The 12,366-nt window shown below is 73.0% G+C and carries 12 protein-coding genes; 5 read left to right on the top strand and 7 right to left on the bottom strand.

Annotated elements, in window-relative coordinates; translation table 11 throughout:
• Positions 1–57: 57 nt before the first annotated feature.
• The gene (locus RKD23_RS18725; RefSeq protein ID WP_424854712.1) at positions 58–1,632 is read right to left on the bottom strand and encodes an acyl-CoA carboxylase subunit beta; all 1,575 of its coding nucleotides are present in this window, start codon (positions 1,630–1,632) and stop codon (positions 58–60) included.
• Positions 1,633–1,842: 210 nt separating this feature from the next.
• On the opposite strand from RKD23_RS18725, the gene RKD23_RS18720 reads away from it, so the two are divergent.
• From RKD23_RS18720 to RKD23_RS18700, 5 genes are all read left to right on the top strand, one after another.
• Positions 1,843–3,429, top strand: a complete 1,587-nt coding sequence (locus tag RKD23_RS18720) for a 3-hydroxyacyl-CoA dehydrogenase NAD-binding domain-containing protein (protein WP_424854711.1) — start codon at positions 1,843–1,845, stop codon at positions 3,427–3,429.
• Positions 3,430–3,594: 165 nt separating this feature from the next.
• The gene (locus RKD23_RS18715) at positions 3,595–4,275 is read left to right on the top strand and encodes a 4'-phosphopantetheinyl transferase family protein (RefSeq protein WP_424858275.1); all 681 of its coding nucleotides are present in this window, start codon (positions 3,595–3,597) and stop codon (positions 4,273–4,275) included.
• 85 nt (positions 4,276–4,360) lie between these two features.
• Positions 4,361–5,824, top strand: coding sequence for a DUF2252 domain-containing protein (locus tag RKD23_RS18710; RefSeq protein ID WP_424854710.1), 1,464 nt, complete (start codon positions 4,361–4,363; stop codon positions 5,822–5,824).
• 115 nt (positions 5,825–5,939) lie between these two features.
• Positions 5,940–6,791, top strand: a complete 852-nt coding sequence (locus RKD23_RS18705; RefSeq protein ID WP_424854709.1) for a hypothetical protein — start codon at positions 5,940–5,942, stop codon at positions 6,789–6,791.
• A 44-nt stretch (positions 6,792–6,835) separates the two neighbouring features.
• The gene (locus RKD23_RS18700; RefSeq protein WP_424858274.1) at positions 6,836–7,165 is read left to right on the top strand and encodes a rhodanese-like domain-containing protein; all 330 of its coding nucleotides are present in this window, start codon (positions 6,836–6,838) and stop codon (positions 7,163–7,165) included.
• A 313-nt stretch (positions 7,166–7,478) separates the two neighbouring features.
• Here RKD23_RS18700 and RKD23_RS18695 read toward each other — a convergent pair whose 3' ends face one another.
• The 6 genes from RKD23_RS18695 to paaA all read right to left on the bottom strand — a co-directional run bounded on the left by RKD23_RS18695 (position 7,479) and on the right by paaA (position 12,360).
• Positions 7,479–8,618 (bottom strand): acyl-CoA dehydrogenase family protein, encoded by a 1,140-nt coding sequence (locus tag RKD23_RS18695; RefSeq protein ID WP_424854708.1) that lies wholly within the window; start codon positions 8,616–8,618, stop codon positions 7,479–7,481.
• Between the two features lie 119 nt (positions 8,619–8,737).
• Entirely contained in the window at positions 8,738–9,802 is a 1,065-nt protein-coding gene (locus RKD23_RS18690; RefSeq protein WP_424854707.1) for a 2Fe-2S iron-sulfur cluster-binding protein, read from the bottom strand.
• Positions 9,802–10,356, bottom strand: coding sequence for a 1,2-phenylacetyl-CoA epoxidase subunit PaaD (gene paaD / locus RKD23_RS18685; RefSeq protein ID WP_424854706.1), 555 nt, complete (start codon positions 10,354–10,356; stop codon positions 9,802–9,804). Before paaD ends, RKD23_RS18690 begins: the two co-directional genes overlap by 1 nt.
• Entirely contained in the window at positions 10,350–11,051 is a 702-nt protein-coding gene (gene paaC / locus RKD23_RS18680) for a 1,2-phenylacetyl-CoA epoxidase subunit PaaC (RefSeq protein WP_424858273.1), read from the bottom strand. Before paaC ends, paaD begins: the two co-directional genes overlap by 7 nt.
• Before the next feature lie 14 nt (positions 11,052–11,065).
• Positions 11,066–11,353, bottom strand: coding sequence for a 1,2-phenylacetyl-CoA epoxidase subunit PaaB (paaB, locus tag RKD23_RS18675; RefSeq protein ID WP_424854705.1), 288 nt, complete (start codon positions 11,351–11,353; stop codon positions 11,066–11,068).
• Positions 11,350–12,360, bottom strand: coding sequence for a 1,2-phenylacetyl-CoA epoxidase subunit PaaA (gene paaA / locus RKD23_RS18670; RefSeq protein WP_424854704.1), 1,011 nt, complete (start codon positions 12,358–12,360; stop codon positions 11,350–11,352). Before paaA ends, paaB begins: the two co-directional genes overlap by 4 nt.
• Positions 12,361–12,366 lie beyond the last annotated feature (6 nt).

Genomic DNA, 12,366 nt, shown 5'->3' with positions numbered 1-12,366 from the left:
GTGGTCGCGATCGGCGAGAACCACGAACGGCGCGTGGGCGGATTTCGTCGCCGGCGTTCACTGCGGCTGGTTGCCGTGTTTGCGGCCCGGCAGCGGCGCGTGCTTCGCGCGCAGCATCTCCAGGGCCGTGATGAGCCGGATGCGGGTCTCGCCGGGGTCGATGACGTCGTCGACGAGGCCGCGTTCGGCCGCGTAGTAGGGGTGCATCAGCTCCGCCTGGTACTCCTTGATCTTCTGCGCCCGGGTCGCCTCGGGGTCGTCGGAGGCGCTGATCTCCCGGCGGAAGACGACGTTGGCGGCGCCCTCCGCGCCCATCACGGCGATCTCGTTGCCCGGCCAGGCGAAGGAGAGGTCGGCGCCGATGGACCGGGAGTCCATGACGATGTACGCCCCGCCGTAGGCCTTGCGCAGGATCACCTGCACGCGCGGCACGGTCGCGTTGCAGTAGGCGTACAGCAGCTTCGCCCCGTGCCGGATGACCCCGCCGTGCTCCTGGTCCACGCCGGGCAGGAAGCCGGGCACGTCCACGAGCGTGACCAGCGGGATGCTGAAGGCGTCGCAGGTCTGCACGAACCGTGCCGCCTTTTCCGAGGCGTGGATGTCGAGCACTCCGGCCAGCGAGGACGGCTGGTTGGCGACGATCCCGACCACCTGGCCGTCGAGGCGGGCGAGGCAGCACAAAACGTTCGTGGCCCAGCGCTCGTGGACCTCGACGTAGTCGCCGTCGTCGACGATCTCCTCGATCACCGCCCGCATGTCGTACGACCGGTTCGGATCGGCCGGTACGAGGTCCAGGAGCGAGTCGGTGCGCCGCTCGGGCGAGTCGCCGGAGGGCACGGACGGCGGCAGCTCCCGGTTGTTGGACGGCAGCAGCGAGAGCAGATAGCGGATGTCCTCCAGGCAGCTCTCCTCGTCGTCGTGGCTGAAGGCGGCCACGCCCGAGGTGGTGGCGTGCACATCGGCTCCGCCCAGGCCGTCCTGGGTGATCTCCTCGCCCGTCACGGCCTGGACGACGTCGGGGCCGGTGATGAACATCTGCGAGGTGCCGCGCACCATGAACACGAAGTCGGTGAGGGCCGGCGAGTAGGCGGCGCCGCCGGCGCAGGGGCCCATCACGGCGCTGATCTGCGGGATGACCCCCGAACAGCGCACATTGCGGCGGAAGATGCCGCCGTAGCCGGCGAGCGCGGTGACGCCCTCCTGGATGCGCGCGCCGGCCCCGTCGCAGAGCCCGACGATCGGCGCCCCGGCCGCCTCGGCCATGTCCATGATCTTGTGGATCTTCTGGGCGTGGGCCTCGCCGAGTGCGCCGCCGAAGATCCGGAAGTCATGGGCGTAGACGAAGACGGTGCGTCCGTGCACCTGCCCCCAGCCGGTGACCACGCCGTCGGTGTGGGGCTTCTTGTGCTCGAGGCCGAAGCCGGTCGCGCGGTGCCGCCGGAAGCCCTCGACCTCGGTGAAGGTGCCCTTGTCGAACAGCAGGTCGATGCGTTCGCGGGCCGTCAGCTTGCCCCGGGCGTGCTGTGCGGCGGTGGCCTTGTCGCCGGGTCCCTGGAGTATCCCGGCCCGCAGGGCGGTCAGTTCGGCCGTCCGCTCGTGCGCGGTGGCCGTAGCCGTCTGTGGTGGCGTCATGGCCCACGAACGTAGTTCGGGGTGGGGGACGGCCGTATCCCCTATCCGACCCCGCTGGCCCCCTGAAACCTCACGGCCGTAGCCCTACGTCTGTACAGCTGTCCCTACGTCCTGAACGGTGGAGCCCGACGACGGCCCGGCAGGGGGCCGCCGCGTGCGAACCGGGACGAGCCGGAAAGGCCGGTGAGGACCGGAAGAGGGGGAGCTGTCATGTCGCGACGACCTGCGGTGATCGGCGTCTACGGCCTGCTCGGACTGGGCGAGGCGCTGATCGAGGTGCTGACCGGCGCCGGCCACGAGGTGCTGGCCACCGACCCGGACCCCGAGGTCGTCGAGCGGCTGAAGGAACGCCTGGACCTGCGGCTCACCCGGGGCGGCGACGCCACGAAGCTCACCCTGACCGCCGACACCGTCCCGTTCGACCGCGCCGACCTGGTCGTCGAGGCGGTGGCCGACACCTACCAGGAGAAGACCGCCGCACTGCGCGTCCTCGCCGAGGCCTGCGCCCCACAGGCCGTGCTGTGCACGACGTCCCAGCAGTGTGCGCTGCCGCGGCTGGCCGCCTCCTCCGGACGGCCCGCCAGGACGCTGGGCCTGCGCTGCGCCACCCCGCTCACCCACGGCACGGGCCTGGAGCTGGTCACCCTGCCCGCCGCCGACGAGGACGCCGTCTCCCTCGCACGCACTTGGGTCACCGGGCTCGGCGGCAGCGACGAGGCGGTCCCGCACCGGACCGTGCGCGCCGCGTCCGCGCTGATCGCCGACCTCACGGCCCGGGCGGCCGGCCTGGAGGCCGAGGGATACGCCACCGCCGACGACATCGACACCGCGATGCGGCTCGGCTGCGGCCTGCCGATCGGCGTGCTCGCGCTGCGGAACATGAAGTGGCCGGACACCGCCGTACGGCGCCCGCGGGCCGCCGCGCGGTTCGCCCTGCCCGAGCCCCGGCGTCGTATCGGGAAGGTCGGCGTCGTCGGGTCGGGCACCATGGCCCGCGGCATCGCGGAGGCCGTCACGCTCGCCGGCCATCCCGTCGTGCTCGTGGCCCGCGCCGAGGACCGGGCGGAGCGTGCCGCCGAGGCCGTCGCGGTGGCGCTGACGGCCGGGGTGCGCCGCGGCAAGGTCTCCCCGCAGGAACGGGTCGACGCGCTCGGCCGGCTCGGGACGGCCACCCGCTTCGACGCGCTCGCCGACTGCGACCTGGTGATCGAGGCGGTAGCCGAGGACCAGATGCTGAAACTGAAGGTCTTCGCCGAGCTGGACAGCGTCTGCCGGCCCGACGCCGTGCTCGCCACCACCACCTCCAGCCTCTCCGTGACCCTGTGCGGCGAACTGACCCGCCGTCCGGAGAACGTCGTCGGACTGCACTTCTTCAACCCCGTACGGGCCATGAAGCTCGTCGAGGTGGTGCACACCGGGTCGACCTCGTCCGACACGCTCGCCACGGTCCAGGGCTTCTGCGAGGGCCTCGGCAAGACCCCGCTGCGCTGCGGGGACCGGCCCGGGTTCATCGTCAACCACCTGCTCTTCCCCTACCTCAACGCGGCCGTCCGGCTGGTGGAGTCGGGTGAGGCGGAGCCCCGCGAGCTGGACCGGGCGATCGTCCGCGGCTACGGCTTCCCGCTCGGACCGCTGGCCCTGCTCGACGTGATCGGCCTTGATGTGGCACTGGCCATCCAGCAGAGTTTGCACGAGGCGCACCGCCGTCCCCATCTGCTGCCGGCCCCGCTGCTGCGGGAGTTGGCCGCGGCGGGCCGGCTGGGACGCAAGACGGGCGGCGGCTTCTACGCGTACTGACCTGCAACGCCGGTTCACACGGGGGGACTTCGGGACATGACAGGGATCGGTGGTGCGAACGGCATCGCGGCTTCGGGCGCGGCGGAGAGCGGTGGCACGGCGTCGGGCGTGGTGTCGGGCGGTGGTGTGGCGTCGGCTGCGGTGGAGAGCGGCGCGGCGGCGGGCCTGCTGGGCGGGCTGCTGCCCGCCGGGACGGAGGTCTGCGAGCTGTTCGCCGACCCCGACGACGTCACCTCGGTCCTGTATCCGGAAGAGGCCGCCCTGGTGGCGGGCGCGGTGGACAAGCGCCGGCGCGAGTTCGCCGCGGTGCGGCTGTGCGCGCGTACGGCCCTGGCGCGGCTCGGCGTCGCGCCCGCGCCGATCCTGCCGGGGGAGCGCGGGGCGCCGGGGTGGCCGGACGGCATCGTCGGAAGCATGACCCACTGCGACGGGTATCGCGGTGCGGTGGTGGCGCGCCGCGCGTCGGTCGTCTCGATCGGCGTGGACGCGGAACCCGACGGCCCGCTTCCCGAGGGGATCGAGGAGTCGGTGATGCTGCCCGAGGAGCGGGCCACGCTGGCCCGGCTCGCGGCGCACCGCCCGGACGTCTCCTGGGACCGGCTGATGTTCAGCGCCAAGGAGAGCGTCTACAAGGCGTGGTTCCCGCTGACGGGCCGCTGGCTGGACTTCAGCGAGTGCGTCATCGACTTCGACGCCGACCGGGGCACCCTCACGGGGACCCTCCTCGTGCCGGGCCCGGTCGTGGACGGGGAGCGGCTCGGGCGCTTCAGCGGCCGTTGGGGGGTCCGGGGCGGGGCTCAGGGGCAGGGGCATGTGGCGACGGTGGTGGCGGTGACGCCTCGGTAGAGGGCGCGGAGTTGTCCACAGTGCGGGAGTTGTCCACAGGGGCCTGACGCGTTTCGGCCACCGGCTGTACGGTCGGCACGCATTGATGTTCGGGTCGTGCGTGTGCGTACGGGTGAGTGCGGGGGAGGCGGTCGACGTGACCGAGGCCGGTGCGGGGCGGCGGCTGCCGCGGGTGCGGGGGTTCGCCGAGTGGCCCGAGGCGGGGTCCAAGGAGCAGGGCAAGGAACAGGGCAAGGCGCTGCGGGGCGGCGTGCCGCGCTCCGCGCACGCCGCCCTCGACCTGGACGCCTCCCGGCCCGACGCGGTGAGCGCGGTGGAGGAGTCCGGCCGCGGCCGCATCCCCGAGCTGACGCCGATCAGGGTCGGCAGAATGGCGGCCACGCCCTTCGCCTTCCTGCGCGGCTCGGCGGGCCTGATGGCCCACGATCTGGCCCGTACGCCGATCACCGGCATCCGCGCCCAGATCTGCGGTGACGCCCACGCGGCGAACTTCGGGCTGTACGGCGACGCCCGCGGCGACCTGGTCATCGACCTGAACGACTTCGACGAGACGGTCGTCGGCCCCTGGGAGTGGGACCTCAAGCGGCTCGCCGCCTCGCTGGTGCTCGCGGGCCGGGAGGCCGGCGCCGACGAGGACACCTGCCGTGCGGCGGCCCGGGACGCGGCCGGCGCCTACCGTCGCACGATGCGGCTGCTGGCCAGGCTGCCGGTGCTGGACGCGTGGAACGCCATCACGGACGAGGAGCTCGTCTCCCACACCGACGCCCATGACCTGCTCGGCACGCTGGAGCGGGTCATGGAGAAGGCCCGCGCCAACACCAGCGGGCGGTTCGCGGCGAAGTCCACCGAGCCGACCCCGGACGGCGGACGCCGCTTCCAGGACGCCCCGCCTGTACTGCGCCGGGTCCCGGACCAGGAGGCGGCCGCGGTCGCGGCGTCCCTGGAGAACTACCTCGGCACGCTCTCCGAGGACCGTCTGCCGCTGCTCGCCCGGTACGCGGTGCAGGACGTGGCGTTCCGCATAGTCGGCACCGGCAGCGTGGGCACCCGCTCCTACGTCGTGCTGCTGCTCGACCATCGCGGGGAGTCCCTGGTCCTCCAGGTGAAGGAGGCCCGCCCCTCCGCGCTGCTGCCGCATCTGGCCACGGCCGGCCTGGAAGTGCCGGACGTCGCGCACGAGGGCCGCCGGGTGGTGCTCGGGCAGAAGCGGATGCAGGTCGTCAGCGACATTCTGCTGGGCTGGACCACCGTCGACGGGCGGGACTTCCAGGTGCGGCAGTTCCGTAACCGCAAGGGCAGCGTCGACCCGGCCGCGCTCGCCGCCGACCAGGTCGACGACTACGCCCGGATGACCGGCGCGCTCCTGGCCCGCGCCCACTCCCACAGCGCCGACCCCCGGCTGATCTCCGGCTACTGCGGCAAGAACGAGGAGCTGGACGAGGCGATAGCCACGTTCGCCGTCGCCTACGCCGACCGCACCGAGGCCGATCACGCGGAGCTGGTCGCCGGCGTGCGGGCGGGGCGCATCGCCGCCGAGGCGGGGGTGTGAGGGGCTCACGTGGGCCGCGGGGCCTGGGGGACCTGACGACTGTGTGAGGGCTTGTGGTGCTCGGGGCGGATTTCGTGGTTCCGGAGGTCGTGGAGGCGTGGCCTACGCTGGTCGGGTGACGAGCCCGGATGCTGAGCAGGGTGGTGGCGCGGCCGGTGGGACCGGCGCGGCGCCTGATGGCGGTGCCTCCACGGAGACGCCCGAGGAGCGGCTGGATCGGGCCGTGCGGGCGGCCGAGCAGGCGCTGATCGAGTTCGAGATCGCGGTGGAGACCTTCCGTATCGAGGTCGACAACTTCTCCCGGCTCCATCACCAGCGGCTCGGCCCGGTGTACGCCCGGCTCGAGGAGCTGGACGCGCTGATAGCCGAGGCCCGCGCGGCCCGCACCGGCGACCCCGAGGACGTCCGCCGGGCGCAGGAGCTGCGCGGCAGGGTGCTGCCCATGCCCAGCGTCGAGGAGCTGTTCCACGGCTGGATGGACAGCGACGGGCTGTTCCCGGAGGCCGTGGCCATGCTCACCGACCAGCCCGTGCAGCCCCCGCCACGGGTGCGCCCCAGCGAGGAGGCCCGCAAGCTCTACCGCGAGCTGGCCCGCAAGGCCCATCCCGACCTCGCCCAGGAGGACGAGGAACGCAAGCGGCGTGAGGAGTTCATCAGCCGCGTCAACGTCGCCTACGCCCGCGGCGACGAGGCCCAGCTGCGCGAGCTGGCGCGCGAGTGGGCGGCCGGCCCGGCTCCGGCGGAACGCGGCCCGAGCCGCAGCGAGGAGCTGTACGCCCGCCTCGACTGGCTGGCCCGGCGCAAGGAGATGCTCGCGGTGGTGGCGCGGGAGCTGGAGGAGGGCGCGATCGGCTCGATGCTCCGGCTCGCCCCGGACGACCCCGACCGGCTGCTGGAGGAGATCGCCGAGCAACTGCTGGCGCAGGTCGCCCAGCGGGAGGCGGAACTGGCCGAGCTGCAGGGTTAGGGCCTGGGTCGGGTAGCGTCGGAGGCATGAGTTTCGGAGCTGGAGTGCCCACGGTCGGGGTCACCGACCTCAAGGACGACGACTTCCTGCTGGACGTTCGCGAGCAGGACGAGTGGCAGGCCGGTCATGCCCAGGGCGCGCTGCACATCCCTATCAGCGAGTTCGTCGCCCGCTACGGCGAGCTGACCGAGGCCGCGCCGCAGGACGGCCGGGTCCATGTGATCTGCCGCTCCGGCGGGCGTTCGGCCCAGGTCACCATGTATCTGGTGCAGCAGGGCATCGACGCGGTGAACGTCGACGGTGGCATGCAGGTGTGGGAGGCCGCGGGGCGCCCCGTCGTCACGGACGAGGGCCAGCCGGGCTTCGTCCTCTGAGCGGGGCCGAGTGTGCGGCCGGCGGCAGGGCGGTGAGCTCTGTGTCGGCCGTGCGGGTCTCATGGCCGGCCGGGCGGCGCCTCAGCCGCTGAGCGGGTGTCGGTTGTGTGGCGGTTAAGCCGCTGAGCCGGTGTCGGCCGTGCGGGACTGAGTGCCGGCTGTGCGGCGTCTCAGCCGCTGATTCGGTGTCGGCCGTGCGGGTCTGAGTGCCGCCGTGCGGTGTCCCAGCCGTCGAGCGGGTGTCGGCCGTGCGGGCCTCATGGTCAGCCGTGCGGCGCCTCAGCCGCTGAGCTGGTGTCGCCCGCGAGGCCCCTCAGCCGCTGAGCGGGTGTGCCGCCAGCAGCTCGCCGAGTGCCTCCTCGTGGGCCGCGGCCGGGCCGAGGGACAGTTCCAGGTGCTTGGCCCAGGCGTGGTACCGGTGCAGCGGGTAGTCGACGTCGGCGCCGAACCCGCCGTGCAGATGCTGTGCCGTCTGGACCACGCGCCGTACCCCCTCCGCCGCCCAGATCTTGGCGACGGCCACATCGCCGCGCAGGGGCAGCGCGCCCGGCGCTCCCGAGCCGAACCGCCAGGCCGCCTGCCACAGCGTGACCTCCATCGCCCGCAGATCGATGTAGCGGTCGGCGGCCTGCACGGCGACCGCCTGGAACGTGGCGAGCGGATGCCCGAACTGCTCCCGCCTGCCGGTGTACTCCGCCGTCATCCGCAGCACCCGCTCACCGAGCCCCAGCGCCAGCGCGCACGTCCCGGTGGCCAGCAGCTCGCGCAGCCACTCCCACGCCCCGTCCGCCTCGACGACACACCGGTCGGCGAGGCGGGCCGACTCCAGGCGCAGCTCGCCGAGCCGTTCGCCGGTGGTGGAGATCTGCTCGGCGAGAGCGGTGCCCGGGTGCCCGCGCGGGACCAGGGCGAGCACAGCGCGATCGCCGTCGGTGTGCGCGGGCACGAGGACATGGTCGGCGTCGAACGCCCAGGGCACGGCCGTCTGTACGCCGTCCAGCACCCACCCCTGCGCCCCGTCCCGGCGAGCGGTCACGGCCCGCTCGGCCGGGTCGTGCCCGGTACGGCCGTGCGCGGCGACGGTCAGCACGACCTCGCCCCGCCCGGTCGCGGCGAGCAGCCCGGACGTCAACTCCGGGTCGCCGTAGGCCTGGAGGGCGGCGGCCGCCGCGCAGCTCTCCAGCAGCGGCACCCGTGCCAGCGCCTTCGTGGACTCGCGCAGCACCAGGCACAGCGCGACCGCGTCCAGCCCGGCCCCGCCGTGCTCCGCGCCGAGCAGCAGGCTCAGCAGATCCGCCTCGGCGAGCCGGGACCACAGCGCCCGGTCGAAGCCCTCGGCGACGGCACCGCGGGTGAGCGCGGGGCTCGGCACGGAGTCGGGCACGACATCGGCGAACACCCCGCGCGCCGCCTCGGCGGCCGCCTGCTGCTCCTCGGTGAAGGTGAAGTCCACGGTCCTGTCCTTCCGCCGCCTCCGCCGATCCGGCCGGGGCGCCGGACCTGACGGAGCGTCAAGATAGAACAGGTTCTAGGAGAAGGGAATGCCGGTGGTGCGGAGCCGGTGGACTCCGGTCAGCGGTCGAAGTCCAGCTCCACCTTCTCCGTCGCCGGATGCGACTGGCAGGCCAGCACATACCCGGCCTCCGTCTCCTCCGGCTCCAGCGCGAAGTTGCGGTCCATCCGCACCTCGCCGGAGACGAGGAAGGCCCGGCAGGTGCCGCAGACCCCGCCCTTGCAGGCGTAGGGCGCGTCGGGGCGGTTGCGCAGCACCGCGTCGAGCAGCGACTCGCCGTCCTGCACCGCCCAGGTGCCGCCACGGCCGTCCAGTCGCGCGGTCACCGTGCTGTGCGCGGGGGCACTGACCCCCGCGCGGGGCGCGCCCTCGGAGTCCACATGGAAGATCTCCTCGTGGATCCGGGTGCGCGGCACACCGAGGCCGCGCAGCGCCCGCTCGGCCCCCTGCACCAGCCCGTAGGGCCCGCACAGGAACCAGCCCGCCACGTCGTCCACCTTCAGCAGCGCCGGCAGCAGCCCGGTCAGCCGCTCCTCGTCGAGCCGCCCCGAGGGCAGCCCGGCCTGCTGCTCCTCCCGCGACAGGACCGTGACCAGCTGAAACCGCTCCGGATAGCGGTCCTTCAGGTCGGCGACCTCCTCCAGGAACATCGTCGAGGCGGCCGTACGGTCGCTGCGTATGAGGCAGAACCGGGCCCCGGGCTCGCGCGCCAGCAGCGTCGAGACGATCGACAGCACCGGGGTGATCCCACTGCCGCCGACGACCGCCGCGTACAGCCCGGGCGCCGGATCGAGGGTGAAGCGGCCCGCCGGAGTCATCACCTCCAGCTCGTCGCCGATGTTCACCTCCTTCAGCGCGTACGTCGAGAAGGCGCCGCCGTCCACCAGGCGCACCCCGACGCGCAGGGTGCGGGGGCCGTCCTCGCCGGGGTCGGGCGCGGGCGCGCAGATCGAGTACGTCCGCCGAACCTCGACGCCGTCGACCACCCGGCGCAGCGCCAGATGCTGCCCGGGCGCGTACCGGTAGGCCTCGCGCAGCTCCGGGGGCACGGTGAAGGTGAGCGCGACGGAGTCGTCGGTGAGCCGGTCGACCGCGGCCACCGGGAGCGTGTGGAAGCGCGCCATCACAACTCCTTGAAGTGGTCGAAGGGTTCACGGCAGGACAGACAGCGCCGCAGGGCCTTGCACGCCGTGGAGGAGAAGCGGGTGAGCAGCTCGGTGTCGGCGGAGCCGCAGTGCGGGCAGCGGATCGGGTCGAGGTCCGGCTCCGTGGCGGCCGAGGCGGGTGCCGGCGCGGTCGTACGGGTGGGACCGAGGGCCACCGTCACCGGTCCGGCTTCCTGCCGTACGCGCGGGGGCGCGATGCCGAACTCCCGCAGCTTGCGGCGGCCTTCGTCCGATATGTCGTCGGTGGACCAGGCGGGCGACAGCACGGTGCGGACGGTGACCTCGCGCATCCCGTGCTCGTGCAGTGCCCGCTCGATGTCCGCCGACATCGTCTCCAGGGCGGGGCATCCGGTGTACGTCGGGGTCAGCTCGACCTCGACCGCGTCCGCGCCCCGTACGTGCACCGCGCGCAGCACGCCGAGCTCCTCCAGGGTGAGCACCGGGAGCTCGGGGTCGGGCACCGACCCGGCGACGGCGAGGAGTTCGGCCTCCAGCGGGGTGACGGTCACCATGACGCCCCCGGGTGGCTGCGGTGCAGGTGCTGCATCTCGGCGAGCATCCGCCCGAACGACTCGGTGTGCAGGCCCTCTCGGCCGGCCCCGGCCGCCCAGGCGCCGGTGCGCGGCCCCTCGGGGACGGTCAGGCTCGCCCGCCGCAGTACGTCCTCGACGGCGGTGAGCCAGGCGGTCTCCAGGGCCGGGCCGTCCACGTCGAGGCCCTCGATCGGCCGGAACATCTCCCCGGTGAACCGCCACAGCGCGTCGCAGGCCCGCTGCATGCGCTCATGGCTGACCTCGGTGCCGTCGCCCAGGCGCAGCGTCCACTGCTCGGCGTGGTCGCGGTGGTAGGCGACCTCCTTGACGGCCTTGGCGGCGAGCGGCGCGAACGGGCCCTCGCCCGCGGCCAGTTCGGCGTACAGCAGGTGCTGGTAGACGGAGAAGTACAGCTGGCGGGCGATGGTGTGGGCGAAGTCGCCGTTGGGCTGTTCCACCAGCTGGAGGTTGCGGAAGGAGCGCTCCTCGCGCAGATACGCCAGTTCGTCCTCGTCACCGGCCATCGACAGCAGCACCCGGGCCTGGCCGAGCAGGTCGAGCGCGATGTTGGCGAGGGCGACCTCCTCCTCCAGGACGGGGGCGTGGCCGATGCCCTCGCCGAGGCGGTGGGAGAGCACCAGCGCGTCGTCGCCGAGGGCGAGCGCGGCCGTCATGGGCACGGTGGCGGTCACAGGTGCTTCACCCCCTCCGGGATCTCGTAGAACGTGGGATGCCGGTACGGCTTGTCGGCGGCCGGCTCGAAGAACGGGTCCTTCTCGTCCGGCGAGGACGCGGTGATCGCGGAGGAGGGCACGACCCAGAGGGAGACGCCCTCGCCGCGCCGGGTGTACAGATCACGGGCGTTGCGCAGGGCGAACTCCGCGTCCGGCGCGTGCAGGCTGCCGGCGTGGGTGTGGGAGAGTCCGCGCCGCGAGCGGACGAAGACCTCCCACAGGGGCCAGTCGTTGGTGGTCATGCTCGCGCCTCTCCGTTTCCGCCGGCGTGCTTGTCCGCGTAGGCCGCGGCCGCCTCACGCACCCAGGCGCCCTCCTCGTGGGCCCGCCTGCGCTGGTCGATCCGCTGTTCGTTGCACGGGCCGTTGCCCTTGAGGACCTCCCAGAACTCCGTCCAGTCGATCTCCCCGAAGTCGTGCTGCCCCCGCTCCTCGTTCCACTTCAGGTCCGGGTCGGGCAGGGTCAGGCCCAGGGACTGTGCCTGCGGGACGCAGATGTCGACGAAGCGCTGGCGCAGCTCGTCGTTGGAGTGGCGCTTGATCTTCCAGGCCATCGACTGCGCCGAGTGCTGCGACGCGTCGTCGGGCGGGCCGAACATCATCAGCGACGGCCACCACCAGCGGTTCACCGCGTCCTGGGCCATCTCGTGCTGCTCGGGCGTGCCGTTGCTGAGGGCCAGCAGCAGCTCGTAGCCCTGGCGCTGGTGGAAGGACTCCTCCTTGCAGATACGGACCATCGCGCGGGCGTACGGTCCGTAGGAGCAGCGGCACAGCGGCACCTGGTTGGTGATCGCGGCGCCGTCCACCAGCCAGCCGATCGCGCCGACGTCCGCCCAGGTCAGGGTGGGGTAGTTGAAGATCGAGGAGTACTTCTGGCGGCCGCTGTGGAGCTTGTCGAGCAGCTCGTCACGGCTGGTGCCGAGCGTTTCGGCCGCGCTGTACAGATACAGCCCGTGGCCCGCCTCGTCCTGGACCTTGGCCATGAGGATCGCCTTGCGGCGCAGCGAGGGCGCGCGCGTGATCCAGTTGGCCTCCGGCTGCATGCCGATGATCTCGGAGTGGGCGTGCTGCGCGATCTGCCGTACGAGCGTCGCGCGGTAGGCGTCCGGCATCCAGTCACGCGGCTCGATGCGTTCGTCGTCGGCGACGGCGGCGTCGAAGACACGCTGGTACGCCTCGGTGGCGTCGGTGCCGTCCGGTGCGTGGTGCGCCGGTGTACGGGCCGTCTGGTGCGCGGCTGCTGTCGCCATGAGGTC

It is taken from the genome of Streptomyces sp. SAI-170, assembly GCF_049739565.1.
GTDB lineage: Bacteria > Actinomycetota > Actinomycetes > Streptomycetales > Streptomycetaceae > Streptomyces.
The sequence above is the reverse complement of the archived record's forward strand: the minus strand, read 5'-3'. Positions and strand labels throughout refer to the sequence as shown.